This window comes from Sphingomonas sp. TDK1 (assembly GCF_001650735.1).
Lineage (GTDB): Bacteria > Pseudomonadota > Alphaproteobacteria > Sphingomonadales > Sphingomonadaceae > Sphingomonas.
Genome location: NZ_LXVY01000029.1, coordinates 46488 through 69025, shown reverse-complemented (window position 1 = coordinate 69025; position 22538 = coordinate 46488). Strand labels below are relative to the sequence as shown.

The 22538-nt window shown below is 66.9% G+C and carries 21 protein-coding genes; 11 read left to right on the top strand and 10 right to left on the bottom strand.

Annotated elements, in window-relative coordinates:
* Window positions 1-47 precede the first annotated feature (47 nt).
* The 4 genes from A7X12_RS15990 to fucP are packed head-to-tail and all read left to right on the top strand — an operon-like array spanning window position 48 to window position 4153.
* Window positions 48-788 carry an SDR family oxidoreductase gene (locus tag A7X12_RS15990; protein ID WP_064312535.1) on the top strand — a complete coding sequence of 247 codons (741 nt, stop codon included), beginning with the start codon at window positions 48-50 and terminating at the stop codon, window positions 786-788.
* Window positions 788-2074, top strand: a complete 1287-nt coding sequence (locus A7X12_RS15985) for an L-fuconate dehydratase (protein ID WP_064312534.1) — start codon at window positions 788-790, stop codon at window positions 2072-2074. The genes A7X12_RS15990 and A7X12_RS15985 overlap by 1 nt, the downstream gene beginning before the upstream one ends.
* A complete protein-coding gene (locus A7X12_RS15980; RefSeq protein WP_064312533.1) occupies window positions 2071-2838 on the top strand; it encodes an SDR family oxidoreductase in 768 nt (255 codons plus the stop codon). Before A7X12_RS15985 ends, A7X12_RS15980 begins: the two co-directional genes overlap by 4 nt.
* 34 nt (window positions 2839-2872) lie before the next feature.
* Window positions 2873-4153 carry an L-fucose:H+ symporter permease gene (gene fucP / locus A7X12_RS15975; protein WP_064312532.1) on the top strand — a complete coding sequence of 427 codons (1281 nt, stop codon included), beginning with the start codon at window positions 2873-2875 and terminating at the stop codon, window positions 4151-4153.
* A gap of 127 nt (window positions 4154-4280) precedes the next feature.
* Here fucP and A7X12_RS15970 read toward each other — a convergent pair whose 3' ends face one another.
* Genes A7X12_RS15970 through A7X12_RS15955 form a run of 4 tightly spaced genes read right to left on the bottom strand, consistent with a single transcriptional unit; the run spans window position 4281 to window position 7725 of the window.
* Window positions 4281-4898, bottom strand: coding sequence for a LutC/YkgG family protein (locus tag A7X12_RS15970; protein WP_064312531.1), 618 nt, complete (start codon window positions 4896-4898; stop codon window positions 4281-4283).
* A complete protein-coding gene (locus tag A7X12_RS15965) occupies window positions 4895-6286 on the bottom strand; it encodes a lactate utilization protein B (RefSeq protein ID WP_064312530.1) in 1392 nt (463 codons plus the stop codon). Before A7X12_RS15965 ends, A7X12_RS15970 begins: the two co-directional genes overlap by 4 nt.
* Window positions 6283-7047, bottom strand: a complete 765-nt coding sequence (locus A7X12_RS15960) for a (Fe-S)-binding protein (protein ID WP_064312529.1) — start codon at window positions 7045-7047, stop codon at window positions 6283-6285. The genes A7X12_RS15965 and A7X12_RS15960 overlap by 4 nt, the downstream gene beginning before the upstream one ends.
* A 45-nt stretch (window positions 7048-7092) precedes the next feature.
* Window positions 7093-7725, bottom strand: a complete 633-nt coding sequence (locus A7X12_RS15955) for a TetR/AcrR family transcriptional regulator (RefSeq protein ID WP_064312528.1) — start codon at window positions 7723-7725, stop codon at window positions 7093-7095.
* A gap of 102 nt (window positions 7726-7827) precedes the next feature.
* Between A7X12_RS15955 and A7X12_RS15950 the strand changes: the two genes are divergently transcribed.
* The 5 genes from A7X12_RS15950 to A7X12_RS15930 all read left to right on the top strand — a co-directional run bounded on the left by A7X12_RS15950 (window position 7828) and on the right by A7X12_RS15930 (window position 15151).
* Window positions 7828-9033, top strand: a complete 1206-nt coding sequence (locus A7X12_RS15950; RefSeq protein WP_064312527.1) for an efflux RND transporter periplasmic adaptor subunit — start codon at window positions 7828-7830, stop codon at window positions 9031-9033.
* 6 nt (window positions 9034-9039) lie between these two features.
* Window positions 9040-12216: an efflux RND transporter permease subunit gene (locus tag A7X12_RS15945; RefSeq protein WP_064312526.1), complete on the top strand. Its 3177-nt coding sequence runs from the start codon at window positions 9040-9042 to the stop codon at window positions 12214-12216.
* 5 nt (window positions 12217-12221) lie between these two features.
* Window positions 12222-13652: an efflux transporter outer membrane subunit gene (locus A7X12_RS15940; RefSeq protein WP_064312525.1), complete on the top strand. Its 1431-nt coding sequence runs from the start codon at window positions 12222-12224 to the stop codon at window positions 13650-13652.
* Between the two features lie 61 nt (window positions 13653-13713).
* On the top strand, window positions 13714-14016 hold the full coding sequence (locus tag A7X12_RS15935) for a hypothetical protein (protein ID WP_232318542.1): 303 nt from the start codon (window positions 13714-13716) through the stop codon (window positions 14014-14016).
* Between the two features lie 283 nt (window positions 14017-14299).
* Window positions 14300-15151 carry a fumarylacetoacetate hydrolase family protein gene (locus A7X12_RS15930; RefSeq protein ID WP_064312523.1) on the top strand — a complete coding sequence of 284 codons (852 nt, stop codon included), beginning with the start codon at window positions 14300-14302 and terminating at the stop codon, window positions 15149-15151.
* Between the two features lie 67 nt (window positions 15152-15218).
* On the opposite strand, the gene A7X12_RS15925 is transcribed toward A7X12_RS15930, so the two are convergent.
* Together A7X12_RS15925 and mgrA are read right to left on the bottom strand one after the other, a co-directional pair.
* Complete coding sequence (locus A7X12_RS15925; RefSeq protein WP_064312522.1) at window positions 15219-15680, bottom strand: GreA/GreB family elongation factor; 462 nt, start codon at window positions 15678-15680, stop codon at window positions 15219-15221.
* A complete protein-coding gene (gene mgrA, locus A7X12_RS15920; protein ID WP_064312521.1) occupies window positions 15677-16741 on the bottom strand; it encodes an L-glyceraldehyde 3-phosphate reductase in 1065 nt (354 codons plus the stop codon). Before mgrA ends, A7X12_RS15925 begins: the two co-directional genes overlap by 4 nt.
* 148 nt (window positions 16742-16889) lie before the next feature.
* On the opposite strand from mgrA, the gene thrC reads away from it, so the two are divergent.
* Both thrC and A7X12_RS15910 read left to right on the top strand, forming a co-directional pair.
* Complete coding sequence (gene thrC, locus A7X12_RS15915) at window positions 16890-18281, top strand: threonine synthase (protein ID WP_064312520.1); 1392 nt, start codon at window positions 16890-16892, stop codon at window positions 18279-18281.
* Window positions 18278-19147: a class I SAM-dependent methyltransferase gene (locus tag A7X12_RS15910; RefSeq protein WP_064312519.1), complete on the top strand. Its 870-nt coding sequence runs from the start codon at window positions 18278-18280 to the stop codon at window positions 19145-19147. Before thrC ends, A7X12_RS15910 begins: the two co-directional genes overlap by 4 nt.
* Window positions 19148-19396: 249 nt before the next feature.
* Here the strand turns inward: A7X12_RS15910 and A7X12_RS15905 are convergent, their stop codons facing one another.
* The 4 genes from A7X12_RS15905 to ykgO form a co-directional block, all read right to left on the bottom strand.
* Complete coding sequence (locus A7X12_RS15905) at window positions 19397-20011, bottom strand: PEPxxWA-CTERM sorting domain-containing protein (RefSeq protein ID WP_064312518.1); 615 nt, start codon at window positions 20009-20011, stop codon at window positions 19397-19399.
* Between the two features lie 319 nt (window positions 20012-20330).
* Window positions 20331-21404 carry a glycosyltransferase gene (locus A7X12_RS15900; RefSeq protein WP_084445570.1) on the bottom strand — a complete coding sequence of 358 codons (1074 nt, stop codon included), beginning with the start codon at window positions 21402-21404 and terminating at the stop codon, window positions 20331-20333.
* A gap of 222 nt (window positions 21405-21626) precedes the next feature.
* Complete coding sequence (locus A7X12_RS15895; protein ID WP_064312516.1) at window positions 21627-22247, bottom strand: HAD family hydrolase; 621 nt, start codon at window positions 22245-22247, stop codon at window positions 21627-21629.
* Window positions 22248-22255: 8 nt separating this feature from the next.
* Window positions 22256-22381: a type B 50S ribosomal protein L36 gene (ykgO, locus tag A7X12_RS15890; protein ID WP_010543750.1), complete on the bottom strand. Its 126-nt coding sequence runs from the start codon at window positions 22379-22381 to the stop codon at window positions 22256-22258.
* Between the last annotated feature and the right edge of the window lie 157 nt (window positions 22382-22538).

The following is a 22538-nucleotide window of genomic DNA, read 5'->3' as shown; positions in this document are numbered from 1 at the left end:
AAAGTCATTTTGACCTATGAAAACGTTCTAGAGGAGATGGGGAGGCGATGCGTTTCCGGAACAAGACCGCGCTCGTAACCGCGGCTGGGCACGGCATCGGCCGCGCGACCGCGCTGCGGCTTCGGGATGAGGGCGCCAAGGTGTTCGCGCTTGATCGCGACGGCGCCGCGCTTGCGACGCTGGACGGCGTCGAGCCGGTGGTCCTCGATCTGCTGGACGCGGGCGCCATCGCGGCGCTCCCCGAAAAGATCGGCAGGGTCGACGTGCTCGCCAACATCGCCGGCTTCGTGGCGGCAGGCTCGATCCTCGACGGCACCGACGAGGACTGGATGCTGTCCTTCGACCTCAACGTCCATGCGATGCACCGCATGATCCGCGCGTTCCTGCCCGGCATGCTGGCGAAGGGCGGCGGCGCGATCGTCAACATGTCGTCGATCGCCTCCAGCGTGAAGGGCATCCCCAACCGCCATGCCTACGGCGCCTCCAAGGCCGCGGTGATCGGCCTGACCAAATCGGTCGCGGCGGACTTCGTCGCCAAGGGCATCCGCTGCAACGCGGTCTGCCCCGGCACCGTCGACACGCCCAGCCTTCGCCAGCGCGTCGCCGAACAGGCCGCGCAACAGGGCATCGCGGTGGAGGAAGCACATGCCGCCTTCGTCGCCCGCCAGCCCATGGGCCGGCTCGGCCAGGAAGACGAGATCGCCGCGCTGATCTGCTACCTCGCCAGCGACGAGGCCAGCTTCACCACCGGCGCGGTGCACGTGATCGACGGCGGGTGGGTGAATTGATGACGACGAACGCCCGCATCACCGGCCTGCGCACCGTCGATCTGCGCTTCCCGACCAGTGCCTCGCTCGACGGCTCGGACGCGATGAACCCGGACCCCGATTATTCGGCGGCCTATGTCATCCTGGAGACCGACGTGCCCGGCCTCGAAGGCCATGGCCTCACCTTCACGATCGGCCGCGGCAACGACATCTGCGTCGCGGCGATCGAGGCGATGCGCCACCTCGTCATCGGCCTCGACCTCGCCTGGATCGCCGAGGAGCCCGCGCGGATGTGGCGGCACCTCACCGGCGACAGCCAGCTGCGCTGGATCGGCCCGGACAAGGGCGCGATGCACCTCGCCACCGGCGCGGTGGTCAACGCGATCTGGGATCTCTGGGCCAAGGCCGAGGGCAAGCCGGTGTGGAAGCTGGTGGCGGACATGACGCCCGAGCAGCTCGTCCGCGCGATCGACTTCCGCTACCTCACCGATGCGATCACGCCCGGCCAGGCGCTCGCCTTGCTCACCGAACGCGCAGCCGGCAAGGCCGAGCGCGTCGCCACGCTCGAGGCGAACGGCTATCCCTGCTACACCACGTCAGCCGGTTGGTTGGGCTATCCCGACGAGAAATTGCGCCGCCTCGCGCAGGAAGCGGTCGATGCCGGCTTCCACCATATCAAGCTCAAGGTCGGCCGCGACCTGGAGGACGATATCCGCCGCGTCCGCATCGCCCGCGAGGTGCTCGGGCCCGATCGCAAGCTGATGATCGACGCGAACCAGGTCTGGGACGTCGGTCAGGCGATCGAGTGGGTCAACGCCCTCGCCTTCGCCAAGCCCTGGTTCATCGAGGAGCCGACCAGCCCCGACGACGTGCTCGGCCACAAGGCGATCCGCGACGGCATCGGCCAGGTACAGGTCGCGACCGGCGAGATGTGCCAGAACCGCATCCTGTTCAAACAGTTCATGAGCGTCGGCGCCGTCGATGTGATCCAGCTCGACGCCTGCCGCATCGGCGGGGTGAACGAGGCGCTGGCGGTGCTGCTGCTCGCCGCGCGCTACGGCCTGCCGGTGTGCCCGCATGCCGGCGGCGTGGGGCTGTGCGAATACGTCCAGCACTTGTCGATGATCGACTATCTGTGCTTTGCCGGCACCATGGACGGCAGGGTCATCGAATATGTGGATCATCTCCATGAACATTTCCTGGAGCCCTGCGTGATCCGCGACGCAGCGTACATGCCGCCGCAGCGCCCCGGCTATTCGATCCAGATGAAGCCCGAGACGCTCGTCCAATACCGGTTCGGCGCATGAACCTGGGGCTCGCCGGCAAGGTCGTGATCGTCACCGGCGGTTCGTCGGGGATCGGCGCGGCGATCGTGGCGGGACTGGCGCGCGAAGGCGCGTTCCCCGCCATCGTCTCGCGCGAGCCGCCCCGGCCCGAGCTGGTCGCGCAGTTGGGCGCGGACTGGCTGTTCCACCCCTGCGAGCTGGCGGACGACGATGCGGTGGTCGCCGCGGTGGACGCGGTGGCGGCGCGCTTCGGGCGGATCGACGGACTGGTCAACAATGCCGGGCTCAACGACAATCTCGGCTTCGAAGCGACGCCGGCGCAGTTCCGCGCCTCGCTCGACATCAACCTCGTCCATTATTTCGGCATGGCGCGCGCGGCCCTTCCGCACCTCAAGGCGGCGCAGGGCGCGATCGTCAATATCGGCTCGAAGACCTCGATCACCGGGCAGGGGCACACCAGCGCCTATGCCGCCGCCAAGGGCGCGGTGCTGGCGCTGACCCGCGAATGGGCGGTGGCGCTGCGCGGTGACGGCATCCGCGTCAATGCGATCGTCCCCGCCGAGGTCGAGACCCCCGCTTATGCCGAATGGCTGAAAAGTTTCGACGACCCCGCCGCCAGGCGGCAGGAAATCGAGCGCCGGGTGCCCTTCGGCAATCGCTTCACCACGCCGGAAGAGATTGCCGATACCGCGCTGTTCCTGCTCTCCGGGCGGGCCAGCCACAGCACCGGCCAGTGGCTTTTCGTCGACGGCGGCTACACGCATCTGGACCGCGCCATCGAATGACCCCAACAGGGGCGTCGCACCAAGGAGAGGACACATGGCCAGCAAGGCCGGACGCTACACCCCCGCCATCATCCTGACCGTCTCGTTGTTCTTCCTGTGGGGAATGGCGAACAACCTCAACGACATCCTGATCGCGCATTTCCGCCGCGCCTTCACGCTGAGCGATTTCGAGACGAGCTTCGTCCAGCAGGCCTTCTACATGGGCTATTTCCTGCTGGCGACGCCGGCGGCGATGCTTGCGCGGCGGCGCGGCTACAAGACGGCGATCGTCACCGGGCTCACGCTGTACGCGATCGGCGCGCTGCTCTTCTATCCGGCGACGCATTTCGGCGAGTATCGCTGGTTCCTCGCGGCGCTGTTCGTGATCGCCTGCGGCCTCGCTTTCCTGGAAACCTCGGCCAATCCGCTGATTACCGAGCTCGGCAGCCCCGAGGGCGCCGCCCGCCGGCTCAACTTCGCCCAGGCGGCGAACCCGCTGGGCACGATCTTCGGCGTGCTGGTGGGGAAATATTTCATCCTCTCCAGCTTCGCGCAGGACGATCACGCACTGGCCGCGATGTCCGCCGCCGAGCGGACCGCGACGCTGCGCGGCGAACTCGCCTCGGTGCAGACGCCGTACCTCGTCATCGGCCTCGTCGTGCTCGCCTTCGCGATCGCCGCCGCGCTGATCGCCTTCCCGGACAACCGCCCGTCGGACGACGCGCCGGCGGTGCCTACGGCCAAGGCGCTCGGCACCGTGCTGCGCGACCGGACGCTGGTGTTCGCGGTGGTGGCGCAGTTCTTCTATGTCGGCGCGCAGGTGGGGCTGTGGAGCTACACGATCCGCTACGCCCAGGTGAACCTGCCCGGCCTCACCGAGCAGGGCGCGGCCGATTATCTGTTCGCCAGTCTGGTGCTGTTCGGCGTGGGCCGCTTCGTGGGCGCAGCGTTACTTGGCAAGGTCAAGGCGCCGCAGCTGCTGGTGGTGTTCGCCGGGGTCGCGGCGGCGCTGGCGGCGGTGGCGGTGTTCGTCGGCGGCACGACCGGACTCTACGCGCTGGTGGCGGCGAGCTTCTTCATGTCGATCCAGTTCCCGACGATCTTTGCGATCGGCATCGGCGGCCTGGGCCCCCTCAAGCAGATCGGCGCTTCGTTGATCATCATGGCGATTATCGGCGGCGCAGTGCTGACCGCCGCGATGGGGCACCTGTCCGACCTCGCCGGGATCAACATGGCGCTGCTGGTGCCGGCGGTGGCATTCCTGGTGGTGCTCGCCTTCGGGATGCGCGCGACGGGGACGGCGGGGGACGTGGAGTTCGCAGCGGCGGGGCATTGAGGCGACATTAAAAGCCCCTCCCTTCAGGGGAGGGGTTGGGGTGGGGCAGTGTCTCGAAGAGACCAACCGACGTTCTGGAATCCCTCCACCCCCAACCCCTCCTCCAAGGAGGAGGGGCTTAAGAAGATCACCCCACCAGCACCACATGCAGGAACCGCGGACCATGCGCGCCGCGCACGTACGTGCCTTCGATGTCGGTCGTGCCGCTGACGCCCGTTACCCAGTAATGCGCGCGTGGGGTCGCGCCGCCGGGTGCGGCATCCTCCAGCCAGCGAACCACACCGGCGAGCTCCAGCACGACGATGTGCCGCAGCGCCAGAAAGTTGGGCAGCATCGGCGCGGACGGCGAGGTCTCGAACACCAGCGAGCCCGTCTCCGCCACCCCGGCCCGCGCGAACGCCAGCACCGCGCCGTCGTCGATCGGGCAGTCCGCCAGCCGGGTCAGCCCAGCCCAGTCGAGCCCCGCCACCCGCGCATCGGGCGGCAGCCATAGCGCCGGCGCCGCGCCCTCGGCCGCGAGATAGCCCGCCACCGCCCCCGGCAGCTCCGCCAGCGAGCCGATCCGCACATGCGTCGCCGCGACGCTCGGCAGCGCCAGCTGCGCAAGGAAGCGGGCGACCAGATCCTCTGACCCCGCCGGCCGCTCGCGTTCCTCGCCGGCGAGCAGGCATGCCGCCTCGGCCGCCAGCACCGCCGGGTCGCGGACCGGCCCCAGCCGCGCCAGGATCGCATCGCGCGCGCTCACCGTTCGCCCTTTCGATAGCGGTCCATGAAGCTCTCCGCCGCGGGTGCGGGAAAGTCGCGCCCGCCGGTCCAGCCGCCGGCGAGCGGCAGCCGCGATATCCAGCCCCGCCCGGCCAGCCGCATCGCCCGGATCGCCCAGCGCACCCCTGCCCGATACAGCCACGGCCGCCGCGCCGCCCAGGCCCAGAGGCCGAGCCCCGACCGCAAGGTCATCGGCTCCAGTCCCTCGCGCCAGCTCTTCTCGCGCCAGCCGCGCAGCAAGGTCGGCAGGGGGATCGCGACCGGGCACACCTCCTGGCACTTGCCGTTCATCGTGCACGCGTTCGGCAGATCGCGGTTCGCCGCCAGCCCGTCGAGCGCAGGGGTGAGCACCGATCCCATCGGCCCCGGATAGGTGCCGCCATAGGCATGGCCGCCGATCTGGCGGAACACCACGCAGTGGTTCATGCACGCGCCGCAGCGGATGCAGCGGAGCATCTCCGCCAGCCCCTCGTCGCGCATCGCGCTGCGGCCATTGTCGACCAGCACGATGTGCATCTCCTCCGGCCCGTCGTGGTCCCCTGCCCGCTTCGGCCCGGCATAGAAGGTGGTATATTGCGTCAGCGCCGCGCCGGTCGCCGAGCGGGCGAGCAGCCGCAGCAGATGCACCGCATGGTCCATCGAGGGGACCAGCTTCTCGATCCCGGCGGTGACGATATGGACGCGCGGCGGCACCAGCGAGAGTTCGGCATTGCCCTCGTTGGTGACGGTGCAGATTTGCCCGCTATCGGCGATCAGGAAATTGGCGCCCGAGATGCCGACATCGGCGCCCAGCATCTCGCCGCGCAACTGCCGCCGTGCGCTCGCCGCCATCGCGACGATGCTTTCCTCGACATGCGGCTCGCGGTGGCGGGCGTGGAACAGTTCGGAGACCTGCTCGCGCGTCTTGTGCATCGCCGGCCAGATGATGTGCGAGGGCCGCTCGCCGGCGAGCTGGATGATGTGTTCGGCCAGATCGGTCTCGACCCGGCCGATCCCCGCCGCTTCAAGGGCATGCGGCAGCCCGATCTCCTCGCCGAGCATCGACTTGGAGCGGGCGACGCTCTTCGCCCCCGCCTTGCGGCAGATCTCAACCACGATCGCGCAGGCTTCGTCGGCGGTTTGGGCCCAATGCACCGTCGCCCCCGAAGCGGTCGCCGCCGCCTCGAACTGGACGAGATAGGCGCCGAGATTGGCGATCACATGGTCCTTGATCGCCGCCGCCCGTTCGCGTGCCGCCGCGAAACTGGGCCAGACGCCGATCGCAGCACCCCGCTTGGCCTCGGCGGTGCCGGCGGTGCGCTCGACCGCGATCTTGAGCTGCCGGTCGGCGAGCGCGGCATCGACCCGCGCGTCGAAGGCCCGGCTCATTGCGCTTCCCCGATCGCCGGGCCGTCGGCCATGCCCGCCAGCACCTCGATGGTGTGGAAGGCCCGCACGTCCGATCCGCGCCGATGCAGCTTGCCCGCCATGTTCATCAGGCAGCCGAGATCCCCCGCGAGCAGCAGCCCCGCGCCGCTCGCCTCCACCGCCGCCGCCTTCTCGTCGGCGATCGCGTTGGAGATGGCGGGGTATTTCACGCAGAAGGTGCCGCCGAAGCCGCAGCAGGTCTCCTCGCCCGCCAGCGGCACCAGATCGAGCCCGTCCACCGCGCCCAGCAGCCGCCGCGGCTGCGCCTTGATGCCGAGCTCGCGCAGGCCGGAGCAGCTGTCATGATAGGTCGCGCTCGCCGGCAGCGCCACGCCCGCGGGCCGCCAGCCGCGCGCATCGAGATAGGCAAGCACTTCCCAGGTCTTCGCAGCCACCCCCTCCGCCCGCGCGCTCCATTCCGGGTCCTCGGCGAGCAGCTCGGGATAACGGCACCGCATCGTGCCTGCGCAGCTGCCGGAAGGCACGACGATCGCGTCATAGACCTCCAGCATCGCGACGTTGCGCCGCGCGAAGTCGGTCGCGGTCGCGCGGTCGCCCGAGTTAAGCGCGGGTTGGCCGCAGCAGGTCTGCGCTTGCGGAACCACCACCTCGCAGCCGGCATCGGCTAGCGCCCGAAGCGCTGCAAAGCCTATCCGCGGCCGCATCGCGTCCACCAGGCAGGTGACGAACAGCGCGACGCGAGACGAGGGGACCATGCTCATGCCGCCCCTTCGCATATCAAGGCCGCAGCTTCCAGAATGGCGCGCTCAACTCCCTGCAGCCTCGGCCTGCATTTCGGCGACTTCACGCCGGATCATCTTCAGCACCAGTGCCGCGGCACGATCGGTGTCCTCGGCGGGGCTGAGGAAGCGGTGCTGCATCAGCCCCAGCGCGGTCGCGGTAATCACATCGGCCAGCGCGCAACGCCGATCGGCAAAGGCCTCCCCCGGGATCAGCGACGAGAGCGCCGCGAGCATCGTCCCGCGTACGTCCTCCCGCGTATCCTCGAAGATCACCGCAATGCGTTCGTTGCGCGCCGACTCAGCGACGATCTCCGCAAAAAGCGGATCGGACTCGTCAGGCTCAGGACGGATGAAGTCGCCCAGCCAGTTCCACACAAACTCCGGATCGCCGCTTTTGATACCTGCGCAGAGCGAGTCGGGTGCGAGGAAATCCATGCAGTCCGCCTGCACGATCTCCGCGACGATCGCCTCCTTCGAAGAAAAATCTCGATAAATTTGACCTACCGCAATGCCCGATTCTTTGGCGATCTGGGCTACGCCGGTTGCGTGAAAACCGTTCGCAATGAACAACCTGCGCGCAGCGGACACAATTTTCTCGCGCCGCAACAACGCCTTGTCGCGGTGTGGAACCCCGCCTTCTTCCGTGGTTTCTGCCATCGGGCGTCCCTATAAAACCATCTTGACCGAGTCACTCACTTCGCAGTAGCGGCGAATGTGAGCGAACGTTCACTCACATATAACACAACGGCAGGCTTCCGCATGACTTTTTTCCGTCACACCGCGCCGGCTCTCGCGCTCGTCCTCGCTGCCTGTGGCGGCCAGTCCCAGCAGCAGGGTGCCGGGGGCCCCGGCGGCACCGGTGGCCAAAAGGCGCCGCCGCCGCCCGTCTCCTATGTCGTCGTCCAGCAGCAGGCCGTGCCGCTCACCAGCGAACTGCCCGGCCGGCTGAGCCCCTATGAGAGCTCCGACGTGCGCCCGCAGGTCAACGGCCTGATCCTCGAGCGGCTGTTCACCGAAGGCGACATGGTGCGCCAGGGCCAGCCGCTCTACCGGATCGACCCCGCGCCCTATCGCGCCGCCGTCGCCAGCGCCCGTGCCGCGCTGACCCGCGCCCAAGCCGCGATCGCCTCCAGCGAGGCACTCGCCCGCCGCTACGGCGAACTTGCCAAGATCAACGCGATCTCGAAGCAGGATTACGAAAATGCGGTGACCAGCGCCGCGCAGGCCCGCGCTGATGTCGCCGCGCAGAAGGCCGCGCTCGCGACCGCAGAGATCGACCTCGCCCGCACCACGATCCGCGCGCCGATCAGCGGCAAGATCGGTCGTTCGGTGTTCACCACCGGCGCACTGGTTTCCGCCTCCCAGGCCAACGCGCTGACCACGATCCAGCGGCTCGATCCGATCTATGTCGACATCCAGCAGTCGAGCGCGGACATCCTCAAACTGCGCCAGCAGATCATGGCCGGCAAGGTCGCCCGCGACGGCAACGCCAAGGTCGCCGTGACGCTGGAGGACGGCACCAGCTACGGCCCGCAGGGCACGCTGCGCTTCGCCGACGTCACCGTCGACGAGACGACCGGCAGCCAGGTGATCCGCGCGTTGTTCCCCAACCCCAACAGCCTGTTGCTGCCGGGCATGTTCGTCCGCGCCCATCTCGTTGAGGGTACGCAGCAGAACGCAATGCTGGTACCGCAACGTGCGGTGAGCCGCGACGAGCGCGGCAACCCGATCGTCATGGTCATCGGCGCCGAGAACAAGATCGAGCCGCGCCCGATCCAGACCAGCCGTACCGCCGGCGAAAGCTGGATCGTCACCGGCGGCGTGAAGCCGGGCGACAAGGTAATCGTCGAGGGCGCAATGATGCTGCGTCCGGGCATGCCGGTCACCCCGCAGCCGTGGAACCCCAACGCCAAGCCTGCCGAAGGGCAAGGCCAGGCGGGCGCCAAGCCCGCGCAAGGGGAGTAACCCCCCATGTCGCGCTATTTCATCGATAGGCCCATCTTCGCGTGGGTCATTGCGATCATCATCATGCTCGCGGGCATCCTCGCGATCCGCACGCTGCCGATCGCGCAGTTCCCGGCGATCGCGCCGCCGTCCGTCTCGATCACCGCGACCTATCCGGGCGCGGACGCGAAAACGCTGGAAAACACGACGACGCAGATCATCGAGCAGCAGCTGAAGGGGATCGACCACCTTCTTTACTTCTCGTCCTCGTCCTCGTCGGCAGGCACGGTCACGATCACGCTGACGTTCGAGCAGGGTACCAACCCTGACATCGCCCAGGTGCAGGTACAGAACAAGCTGCAGGCGGCCACCCCGCTCCTGCCGCAGGAAGTGCAGCAGCAAGGCCTGCAGGTCGCCAAGGCCACCAGGAACTTCCTGGTCGTGATCGGCCTTTATTCGGAAGACGGGTCGCACAGCGGCACCGACCTTGCGGACTATGCGGTGTCCAAGCTGCAGGATCCGCTGTCGCGCGTGAACGGCGTCGGCGACACCCAGATCTTCGGCTCGCAATATGCGATGCGTGTCTGGATCGATCCGGTGAAGCTGAACAAATACGCGCTCACCATGGACGATGTGACGAGCGCGATCCGCGCGCAGAACGCGCAGGTCTCGGCCGGCCAGCTGGGCGCGCGCCCGGCGCCCAAGGAGCAGATGCTCAACGCCACTGTCTCGGTGCAATCCCGCCTCACTACGCCGGACCAGTTCGCGCAGATCCGCCTGAAGAGTGCCACCGACGCGTCGGTGGTGCGCCTTGGCGACGTCGCCCGGGTGGAGATCGGCGCCGAGAATTACGGCTTCGATTCCAAGTGGAACGGCAAGCCCGGCGCCGGCATCGGCATCAAGCTCGCCCCTGGCGCGAACGCCCTGACCACGGTCGACGCGGTCAAGGCGCGCGTGAACGAGATCGCCAAGACCTTCCCGCCCGACATCAAGGTGATCTACCCGTACGACACCACCCCGTTCGTCCGCCTGTCGGTCGAGCAGGTGGTCCACACGCTGATCGAAGCGGTGGTGCTCGTCTTCCTCGTGATGTTCCTGTTCCTGCAGAACTTCCGCGCCACGCTGATCCCGACGATCGCCGTGCCGGTGGTGCTGCTCGGCACCTTCGCGGTGATGGCGGCAGCAGGCTACTCGATCAACACGCTCACCCTGTTCGGCATGGTGCTGGCGATCGGCTTGCTCGTCGACGACGCGATCGTCGTCGTCGAAAATGTCGACCGCCTGATCACCACCGAGCATCTCAGCCCGATCGATGCCGCCCGCAAGTCGATGGACGAGATCAGCAGCGCGCTGATCGGCGTCGCCATGGTCCTGTCGGCGGTGTTCCTGCCGATGGCGTTCTTCGGCGGGTCGACCGGCGTGATCTATCGCCAGTTCTCGATCACGATCGTGTCGGCAATGGTGCTGTCGGTAGTCGTCGCACTGGTGCTGACGCCCGCGCTCTGCGCCACCATCCTCAAGCCGCACGACCCGGACAAGCTGGAAGGCAACGGGCCGCTCTCGCGCTTCTTCCGCTGGTTCAATGAAAAGTTTGATCGCGGCCAGGAGAAGTACGAAAGAGGCGTGCGCAGCACCGCCCGCAGCTGGAAGCGCTCCGGGCTGGTCTATCTGCTGATCGTCGGGGGCATGAGCCTGTTGTTCATGCGCCTGCCCAGCGGCTTCCTTCCGGAAGAAGACCAGGGCATCATGATCGCCTTGGTTCAGGGTCCGGCAGGCGCCACCTCGGCGCGTACCGAAAAGGGCCTCGACCTGATCCGCGACCACTTCCTCCAGAAGGAAGGCGGCAACGTGAAGGGCGTGTTCACGATCAACGGCTTCAGCTTCGCTGGTGCCGGCCAGAACAGCGGCCTCGCCTTCATGCCGCTCAAGGACTGGTCGGAGCGCAAGGGCAACGCCAATGTCGCCCAGTCGATCGTCGGCCGTGCCATGGGCGTCTTTGCGCAATATCGTGACGGCCTTATCTTCGCGATCACCCCGCCTGCCGTGCAGGAGCTGGGCAACGCTACCGGCTTCGACCTCCAGCTCGTCGACACCGGCGGCATCGGACATGAGCGCCTGCTCCAGGCTCGCAACATGATGCTGGGCATGGCGATGCAGGACAAGCGCCTGGTCGGCGTGCGCCCGAACTCGCTGGAAGACGCGCCGCAGCTCAAGGTCGACGTCGATCAGGACAAGGCCAAGGCGCTCGGCCTGGATCTGTCTTCGGTCAACAGCACCATCGCCACCGCCTGGGGCGGGTCCTATGTCAACGATTTCATCGACCGCGGCCGCGTCAAACGCGTCTATGTCCAGGCCGACGCACCGTACCGCCTGAAGCCCGAGGACATCGCCAACCTGTTCGTCCGCGGCCCCACGGGAACGATGACGCCCTACACCGCCTTCTCGACGCTTAGCTGGGAGCAAGCGCCGGTGCAGCTCACCCGCTACAACGGCCTGCCTGCGATCGAAATCCTCGGCTCGCCGGCACCCGGCGTGTCGACCGGCGACGCCATGGCGGCGATGGAGGCGATCCACGCCAAGCTGCCGCCGGGCACCCAGCTCGAATGGACCGGCCTGTCGTACGAAGAGCGTCTCTCCGGCGGCCAGGCACCGGCACTCTACGCGCTGTCGCTGCTGATCGTGTTCCTCTGCCTAGCCGCGCTCTACGAAAGCTGGTCGGTGCCGATCTCGGTCATCCTGGTGGTGCCGCTCGGCGTGGTCGGCGCGCTGCTCGCTGCGTGGCTCACCGGGCTGAACAACGACATCTACCTGCAGGTCGGCCTTATCACCACGATCGGCGTGTCGGCGAAGAACGCGATCCTGATCGTGGAATTCGCGGAAGAACGGATGCGCGAAGGCATGAGCGCCTTCGACGCCGCCGTGGAAGCCGCCAAGCTGCGTCTACGCCCGATCCTGATGACCAGCCTCGCCTTCGTCTTCGGCGTGTTGCCGCTGGCGATCTCCACCGGCGCGGGCGCCGGCGGCCAGCACGCCATCGGCCGTTCGGTGGTAGGCGGGATGCTTTCCGCCACGATCCTCGCCATCTTCCTGGTGCCGATGTTCTTCGTGGTGGTGCGCAATCTGTTCGATCGCCGCCGCAACAAGAACCAGACGCCCCCCGCAACCACCCATGACGGCGGCGCCTCGGCGTCGCAGGGAGCCTGACGGCCGTGACCAACCGCTTCCCCCTGCTCCTCGTACTGGCCGCGAGCACCACGCTCGCGGGCTGCAACCTAGCTCCCAAGTATAGCCGGCCGGAGCCGGCGGTGCCGGCGGCGCTGCCCCAGGGCGGCGTCTACCCGGCCGCCGCTACCGACGCGCCGGACATTAGCAAGGTCGGCTGGCGCGACTTCTTCGTCGACGAACGCCTGCGCCGGGTGATCCAGCTGGGCCTGGACAACAACCAGGACCTGCGCCTCGCGGCCGCCAACGTGCTGCAGGCGCGGGCGCAATACCGGGCGCAGCGGGCGGACCTGTTCCCCGCGATCGGCGCGACCGGCACCGGCACCTACACCAACACCGCACAATTCGCGGCGAGCGCCGGCGGCGCGCTGGGCGGTGCCGGCGTGCAGGATGTCCAGAACTTCAGCGTGTCTGCGGGAATCACCTCCTTCGAGGTCGACCTGTTCGGGCGTATCCGGAACCTCAGCCGTGCCGCACAGGAACAATATTTCGCCAGCAGCGAGGCGCAACGCGCCACCCGCGTCTCTCTGATCGGCGAGATCGCCAGCGCTTGGCTCACCCTCGCGTCGGACCGGGAGCAGCTCGCCATCGCGCAGAATACGCTCAAGGCATTCCAACAATCGCTGGAGCTAACCCGTGCCCAGTTCCGCATCGGCACCGCCTCGGAACTGGAGTCGCGTCAGGCCGAGACGAGCTACGAATCCGCCCGCAACGACGTCGCCACCGCGCAGACACGGATCGCACAGGACATCAACGCGCTGCAGTTGCTCACTGGCGCCACCGTGGCACCCGAGCTGCTGCCGGATACGCTGGGCGACGCCAAGGCGACGATCGACGCGCTGCCCGGCAACGTGCCGTCCGAAGTGCTGCTGCGCCGCCCGGACGTACTCCAGGCAGAGCACCAGCTGATCGCGCAAAACGCCAATATCGGCGCCGCGCGTGCGGCTTTCTTCCCGAGGATCTCGCTCACCGCGACGGTCGGCTCGATCGCCTCGACGATCGGCAAGCTCTTCGGATCGAACAGCGATACCTATACGGTGTCGCCCTCCGCCTCGCTGAACATCTTCAACTTCGGCAAGAATCAAGCGAACCTCGATTATTCCAAGGCCTCGCGCGAGGCCGCGGTGGCCACCTACCAGAAGACAATCCAGACCGCCTTCCGCGAAGTCGCCGATGCGCTGGCGCAGCGCGGCACGATCGACGAGCAGCTCCGGGCGCAAAGTGCGCGGGCCAATGCGGCGGAAGTCGCTGCGCGCCTTTCCGATGCGCGCTACCGGGCGGGAGTCGATTCGTTCCTCACCGTGCTCGATTCGCAGCGCAGTGCCTATGCCGCCGAGCAGAGCCTCGTCACCACCCGGCTGACCCGCGCGAGCAATTTGGTAACCCTGTACAGATCCTTAGGCGGCGGACTCGACTAGACGCTTGCCACTTGCGAAAATCGGCATACTCTCTGGATCCAATAGGAGAAGGAGAGGTGTCGTGTCGCTGAACGGAGTGCACCCCACGCAAGATCAGGCCCTGCCCCAGATTCCGGTTCAGGCCGCGGAAGAGTCCATGATCATCCTCGAGAGCCTGTTGTGTGTAATGCGGGAAAAGAACCTGCTCACCCGCCAGGATCTGGAGCTGCTGTGCCAGAAGGTCGATCGCCGCGCGCAGGGGATCAGCAAGAACCCGCTGCCCTGCTGCCCGGACAAGGCGGCGAACGCGCGCAGCTATCTTCACCGCCTCGCCGATTATCTGGGCCAACGCTACGGCGGCAAGCACCTGCGCCGGGTCAGTTGAGCGTTTAGAGGCGCCGGCCCCGCCCCCGGCCACCATCCCGGCGAAAGCCGGGATCCGTCGGGGTCCAGGTGCGGGTGCTCGCCGCGCCCTTGCGGCGTGCGGACCCCGGCTTCTGCCGAGTCGATGGCGATTTACACAAAAGGCGTTACCACTGCCGACAGGGACCCTCCGTTCGTCCCTGCTGCGGTTCCAATAATCTGACAAATCGGCAATTCCCGCTTTGGCAAGCCAGGCATGCGCGCTAGTGCGCAACCGTCTGTCTTTCCTGAATGAGGACACTTGCATGAAGTTGCTTCGCTATGGCCCGCGTGGTGCCGAAAAGCCCGGCATCCTGGATGCTGATGGTCGTATCCGCGACCTGACCGGCCTGGTTCCCGACCTGACCGTGGATGTGATCGAACGGATCCGCGCAGTCGATCCCACCACCCTGCCGCTAGTCGAAGGCGATGTCCGCCTCGGCGTACCGGTGGCGAACATCGGCAAGTTCCTCGCGATCGGTCTCAACTATGCCGATCACGCCCGCGAAGCCGGCCTCGAGCCCCCGCCCGAACCGATCTTTTTCACCAAGGCAATCTCGTGCCTCAGCGGCCCGAACGATCCGGTGATGATCCCGAAGGGCTCGCAGAAGAGCGACTGGGAAGTCGAGCTGGGCGTGATTATCGGCAAGACCTGCCGCCATGTTGAGCAGGCCGATGCGCTGGATCATGTCGCGGGCTTCGTCCTCGCCAACGACGTGTCCGAGCGCGCCTTTCAGAAGGAGCTCGGCAGCCAGTGGGACAAGGGCAAGGGATGCGACACCTTCGGCCCCGTCGGCCCGTGGCTGGTCACGCCGGACGAAGTCGCCGACTGCCAGTCGCTCGACATGTATCTCGACCTCAACGGCAAGCGCATGCAGACCGGCAACACGTCGACGATGATCTTCCCGGTCGCGGAATGCATCGCGTACATGAGCCGCTTCATCACGCTGCATCCGGGCGACCTGCTGATCACCGGCACGCCCCCGGGCGTCGGCGAGGGCCAGAAGCCGGAAAAGATCTTCCTCAAGCCCGGCGACGTGATGGAGCTCGGCATCGCCGGCCTCGGCACCCAGCGGCAGGACGTGATCGCGTTCGATCTGGCGAAGCTGGAAGGGTAAGCCTCGCCCTTCTTTCTAATCCCCCTCCCGCAAGGGGGAGCGGGGCACAGAAGCGGAGAGGTCCGCCCTAGATCGCCTCCACCGCCAGCACCTCGATCGCCTCGGCCTTGCCGCCGAAATCGATCCGCTCGCCTTCCTCCGCCCCGAGCAGCGCATGCGCGAGGGGTGCCTGGAAGGCGAGCCGGCCGGCAGCGGGATCGGCCTCGTCATGGCCGACGATTTCGATCATCCGCTCGCGCCCATTCAGCCGAATCCGCACCCGCGCGCCGATGCCGGCAACGCCGTCTTCGAGCGGGGGTGCAATTTGCGCGGTGGCGGCGCGGGTGTTCCAGTAGCGCAGCTCGCGCTTCAGCCCTTCCTTGGCTTCGGCATCGCCCTCGGCCTCGATCGCCGCTTCCAGCGCCGCGACCTTGCCCGCGATCAACGCCGGGCCCGCCGCAGTGACCAGGTTGGGCCCGGCCGGCAGCGGCAGCTCGAACTTGGGTTCCTTGTGTTCCTCGTCGCTCTCGCGACGGAAGGCGACGCTCATCGTTGCGGCAGATCCTCAAGCGTGGACGATACCTTCCAAAGATCGATCGCGCCTTCGGTTGCATGGGTGTCGATTTCGGCAAGTTCCTCGGCGGTGAAGTCGAGGTTCTTCACCGCATCGAGCGAATCGTCGAGCTGCTGCACCGTCCGCGCGCCGACCAGCGCCGAGGTCACGCGCGGATCGCGCAGCACCCAGGCGATCGCCATCTGCGCCAGCGTCTGGCCGCGCTTCTCGGCGATCGCGTTCAATGCGCGGATGCGGGCGATATTCTCGTCCGACAGCAGCCGCGTGTCGAGCGAGGTGCCGCCCTTCGCCGCGCGTGCATCCTCGGGCACGCCGTTGAGGTATTTCCTGGTCAGCATCCCCTGCGCGAGCGGCGAAAAGGCAATACAGCCGGTGCCGAGATCCTCCAGCGTGTCGAGCAGGCTTTCCTCGATCCAGCGGTTGAGCATCGAATAGCTCGGCTGGTGGATCAGCAGCGGCACCTTGTACTCGGCGAGGATCGCGGCGGCCTTGCGCGTCAGCTCAGGCGAATAGCTCGAAATGCCGACGTACAGCGCCTTGCCCTGACGGTGGATCTGGGCGAGCGCGCCCATCGTCTCCTCCAGCGGCGTCTTCGGGTCGACGCGGTGCGAATAAAAGATGTCGACATAGTCGAGACCCATCCGCTTAAGGCTCTGGTCGCACGAGGCGATGAGATACTTCTTGCTGCCGCCGACATCGCCGTACGGCCCGGGCCACATGTCCCAGCCCGCCTTGGACGAAATGATCAGCTCGTCGCGGTGGCTGGCGAAGTCGGCCGCCAGTACGCGGCCGAAATTTTCCTCCGCCGAGCCATAGGGCGGCCCATAATTGTTCGCGAGATCGAAATGCGTCACGCCGCGGTCGAACGCCCGGCGCAGCATGGCGCGGGCATTTTCGAACACGTCGGTACCGCCGAAATTCTGCCAGAGCCCGAGGCTGATCGCCGGCAGGTCGAGCCCGCTAAGCCCACAGCGGCGATAGGGCATTCGGCCGTCATAGCGATCGGCATCGGCGTGCCAGGGCTGGGGATAGGCCATCGTGTCTCTCCATCGGGAATGCTTGGTCGAACGCGCCTATACGCAGCGCGGGTCCCGCACGGAACACCCTCTGCCCCGAACAATGGAAAGCAGCCCCCAAGGACAGCTATCTTGTCCCGACCGTTACTGCCGGGTAACGCGGCAGGCCATGCAGTATCACAGCACCCGCGGCGCCGCGCCCTTGCTGGGCTTTCGCGACGTCACCCTCACCGGACTCGCCAGCGACGGCGGCCTCTATGTCCCGACCGAATGGCCGAGCTTCTCGGCCGAGGATATCGCCGCGATGCGCGGCCTCTCCTATGTCGAGACGGCAGTGCGCGTCATGCTGCCGTTCGTGACGCCGGACCTGAGCGAAGACGAGCTCCGCGCGCTTTGCACCCAGGCCTATGGCCGCTTCGCCCATGCCGCGGTGACGCCGCTGGTCCAGCTTGATGCGCAACACTGGCTGCTCGAGCTGTTCCACGGCCCTACCCTCGCCTTCAAGGATGTAGCACTCCAGCTGCTCGGCCTGTTGTTCGAGAAGTTTCTGGCCGGCACCAACCAGCACCTCACCATCGTCGGCGCGACCTCGGGCGACACCGGCAGCGCCGCGATCGATGCGGTGGCGGGCCGCATCGGCGTCGACATCTTCATGCTGCACCCGCAGGGCCGCGTATCCGACGTCCAGCGCCGGCAGATGACCACGGTGCTCGCGCCGAACGTCCACAATATCGCGATCGACGGCAGCTTCGACGATGCCCAGGCGCTGGTGAAGGCGATGTTCAACGATCGCGACTTTGCCGGCCGCTTCCAGCTGAGCGCGGTTAACTCGATCAACTGGGCCCGGCTGATGGCGCAGGTGGTCTATTATTTCTACGCCGCCGTCCGCCTAGGCGCGCCCGAGCGTGCAGTGGCCTTCTCGGTACCCACCGGCAATTTCGGCGACGTGTTCGCTGGCTATGTCGCCGCGCGGATGGGGCTGCCGGTGGCGAGGTTGGTGGTGGCTACCAATGTAAACGACATCCTCCACCGCGCGCTTTCGGCGGGCGACTATTCGGCGGGCACCGTCACGCCGACCGCCGCGCCGTCGATGGACATCCAGGTAAGCTCCAACTTCGAGCGACTGCTCGCCGATCTCGCCGGCGGGGCCGTCGCCGAGCAGATGCGCGGCTTCGAATCGAGCCGCGCGATGCGGCTGACGAACCAGCAACGGGAAGGTGCCTCCAAGCTGTTCACCAGCGACGCGATCGATGCCGACGGCATGAACGAGGCGATGCGCTGGGCCTGTGCCGAAGCATGCCAGGTCATCGATCCGCACACCGCGATCGGCCTTGCCGCCGCGCAGCGCGCCGGGCTCGCACCGGACGTACCGGTGGTGACGCTTGCCACCGCCCACCCGGCCAAGTTCCGCGACGCCGTCGAGCGCGCCACCGGCATGCGGCCGCACGTGCCCGGCCGCATCGGCGACCTGTTCGAGCGCCAGGAGCGCTACGACACCCTCCCCGCCGAGTTCGGCGCGATTACCGGCTATATCGCCGAGCGGGCGCACGCCCGGCCGTGAAGCTCGTCACTCTCACCGGCGCGCCCTGGGCGGACTATGGGCTGATCGACTCCGGCCATGGCCGCAAGCTGGAGCGCTACGGCGCCTATCGCTTCATCCGCCCAGAGCCCCAGGCAATGTGGGCACCGGCCTCGGCCGACTGGGACGCGCATGCCGAATTCGTGCCCGGCTCCGACGAAGAGGGCGGCGGCCGCTGGGAGTATCTGAAGCCCACCCCGCGCGAAGGATGGCCGCTGGCGTGGCGGGAAGTGCGTTTTACGGCGCAGACCACCCCCTTCCGCCATCTCGGCTTCTTCCCGGACATGGCGCCGGTGTGGGACTGGATGCGCGGCCGCATCGACGGCATGGCCGAGCCCGAGTGCATGAACCTGTTCGGCTATACCGGGGTCGGATCGCTGGCGCTGGCGGCGGCCGGCGCCAAGGTGACGCACGTCGACGCCTCCAAGAAATCGGTGATGGAGGGCAAGGCCAACGCGCAGCTCTCCGGCATGGCCGACAAGCCGATCCGCTGGATGATCGACGACGCGATGAAGTTCACCGCGCGCGAGGTACGCCGCGGCCGCCGCTATGACGGCATCATCCTCGATCCCCCCAAATGGGGCCGCGGCCCCAATGGCGAGGTGTGGAAGCTGGAGGAAGGCCTGCCCTCGTTGATCGACGACGTGGCGAAGCTGCTCGACGAGAACTCGCGCTTCCTGTTCCTCACCGTCTATGCCGTGCGCATGTCGGCGCTGGCAATCGGCGAGCTGGTGCGCCAGGCCATGGCCGACAAGGGCGGCACGGTCGAAGCAGGCGAGCTGACGGTACGCGAGGAAGCGCGCGGACTGGAATTGCCGACCGCCATCTTCGCGCGGTGGAGCCGCTAGGGCCTTTTACCTAGAGCCGACATAGCCCGAAGGCCACGCGCCACCGCATCGCGCTCCAGCGACTGCGGATCGCCGCAGACGACGGTGCCCGCGCGTTCCGGGCCCCGGACGGCGCGTTCCGCGGCACCCCGGCCCCGCGATGCAGCCGATATGCACACCGCATCCGAATCGCTTCCGGCGGCGGCGATGTTGACGAACAAGCGCCCCGCCGGCGCGGCCGCCGGGGCGCCTGATTGTCCGAGACGTGATTCAGCCGCGGCTGTAGCCGACCCGAACAGACTTGCGAGAGTACCGCAGCGCGCCACCGAGCATAGCGAAGCCGGCGATCATCATCGCCCAGCTCGCCGGTTCCGGCACGGCGGAGTCGAACACAGTCGCGGAGAAGGTGGTGAACCCGCTCCCCTGCGTCGTCAGCGTCAGCACCGCCGGCGTGTTTTCCCAATAATAGGGCGCACGGAACGTACCGTTGATGATGAGCTTCAGGCTGCCGTTGGCGGCATCGGGATCCCGCTGCACCGAGGAGATCGACGCCAAGTCGAAGTACAGGCTGTCGTAGAAATTGAGGAATCCGTTGATCGGACCGCCGGTGAAGGTGGGTAGATCGGCGATCTCGCCGCAGCTCCCGCTCGTGCAGATCGCACCCGCAAAAACACCACTGCTACCGATATAGCTGAGAATGGTGCCGAAGCCTGCCTTGCCGTTATTGTGCAAGAAATCGAGCCCGGTAGCATCGATCAGCTTGGTCGACCCGATCGGCGCAACGAATCCGGTAAAGCTAAGCTCGCCGATGATCTTGGCCGCATGTGCAGGTGTCGATAAGGCAATAAGAGCTGCCGAAGCAGCCAACATGGTTCGTATCTTCATATTCGCTAACCCCCTACTGGAAGAATGTCGCGACTCCGGAACCGATTATTTTCGTTAGGCTATAGTGTGCACTGCATCACGAAAGCCTGCAACCGAGTCATTGGCCCGCGCACGCACCGCGGCGGGCGGGGGAGCAAGGCAGCATCCTACGGGCTGCTTCGGGATTTATGGCGTGATTATGGAAAGTTCGCTGCCGCGACTTTCAATCGGACAACCGAGCGCCCTGAAACTTGCCTGGCAGGCACGCACCTTTTTGACCCATTTCGGGACATGGCGTAGTAAATTTTTTATACGCAGCGCAAACCGCTCGGCCGCCCGCTCAGGCAGCCCGTGCTGCGGCCCGCATCTCGCCACTCAGCTTCGCATAGTGCGCAGCCTCATCCGCAAACCCCAGCACCTTGTAGAAATTCGCCAGATTCTGCGCCGCACGATAGCTCCCGCTGCCCTCGAAGGTCACGGCAAGGCCGGGGCGCTCACCAATCTGCAGGCATTTCAGCCAGGCAGCTTCCACCACCGGCAGCAGTTCCTCCTGCGCGATTTCGAGGTTCAGCGACGCCCATTCCAGGTACAGCTCCGCCACCGCGAAAAAGAAGTCGGGAGCGTGCTCCCAGCGGTCCTGCTCCGCATCGACCAGCGCCAGCGCCTCTTCGTGGCGCTTCGCCAGCCGCAGCAGCAGAACGGTATAGATCACGACCGACAGGCGCTCGATCGAATCCGGAGCGACGAACCGATAGGCGTGCAGCATCGCATCGAGCGCGCCGGCAATGTCGTCATAGGCGAAAAGTTCGCGTCCCAGCTGGTACCACATCGCACCATCTTCCGGGTTCGCTTCCAGCGCCGCGTGGAGCAGGGCCTCGTTGCGGCCCCGCTTGGCGGCGAGCTGGTCCGGCACATAGCCGTCATGGCCGACAACGATATCCAACGGGTGGAGCGGCAGCCCGCTATCCGGCTGTTCATGGACACGCCCCTGGTAGCGCACGCCGCGCGGCAACAGGCGCGGCAGCAGGATGCGCTGGCCCGGATCCTCCTCGCGCCGCCCGGCATTGACGAGATGGACGCAGCCGAGAAATGCCGCCGGCGCGCCCCCCAGCGACGGCAGCGTCGTCGCCCCCAGCGCCGCCGCGCCCGATTCCAACCACTCGTCGGCGTCGAGAATCAGGTTCCAGTCGGCATCGGAATGGTCGAGCGCGGCATTGCGCGCCGCGGCGAAATCGTCGCACCACGGAAAGGCATGGACCTCCGCGCCAAGCCGCTGCGCGATGGCGACGGTATCGTCGGTGGAGCCGGTGTCGAGCACGATCATCCGGTCGACATGGCCGCGCACGCTCTCCAGGCACCGGGCCAGGCACCGCGCCTCGTTCTTGACGATCATCACCAGCGCCAGACGCGTCATCCAGCCGAACTCCCGGTCCCCACGGCACGAACAGGTGCCCATGCCGCAACCACGGCACGCTTCTCTCTCTCGTTATAGACGATACGCACGCGCGGAGGTTACGGCGACGTTCAGCATGTCGCGGACCGGCGCCCCACCGCTCGAAACGGTGCGATCCGGGCGCCTGCGCGCCCCGGAGGGAGGACGGGCCAAAGCGAATGCGGCGAGAGAAAAGGGCCGGCCTCAGCCGGCGAGGACGCCGAGGTGCACGAGCTCGGCCCGGAACGCGCCGGCGCCGATGAATTCCACGCCGTGCATGCCGAAGGCGCGCGCCGTCGCCACGTTCACCGGCATATCGTCGACGAACACCGCATCCGGCCCCTTGAGCCCGAATCGCTCCAGCGCCAGCGCGTAGATGGCGGGATCCGGCTTCACCAGCTTCTCGTCGCCCGACACGACGATGCCCTGGAAACGGCCGAACAGCCATTCCACCTGCGGCATCCAGGCACGCCAGAACTCGCCGGAAAAATTGGTGATGGCGTACAGCGGCACGCCCGCCGAATCGAGATCCTCGATCAGCGTGACCATGTCAGGAAAGGCGGGGCCCAGCTGCTCGCCAAAGCGCGGCCCCCAGAGCGCGATCTTGTCCGCATGCTCCGGATACAGCGCGCTAAGCTCCACCGATGTCTCGGCGAAGGGGCGGCCAGCGTCGTGCTGGAAGTGCCATTCCTTGGTGGCGACCTGCGACAGAAAAGCGTCGAGCGCCTGTTCGTTCGCGAACAGGCGCTCGTACAAACGCCGCGGTTCCCAAGGAAAAAGAACGTTGCCGACGTCGAAGATGACGGCGTGCGGCGCGGTTCCCACCCGGGCGATCAGCCCTGGCGTGCCTTGAAACGCTTCTGCGTCTTGTTGATCACGTAGATCCGGCCACGGCGGCGGATCACGCGGTTGTCGCGGTGCCGCCCCTTGAGCGACTTCAATGAATTCACGATCTTCATGACCGATTCGCTTCTCAAATTATCTGGAATGCCGGAAAGAGCGGCTCGCCTATAAGCGCGGGGCCGGGAAGTCAAGGCCGCGCATGCCGGATGCAGCCGATCGCCGACCTCGAACGTTTCACCCCCGATGTGGCCCGCAAATCCGCTCGACCCGGCC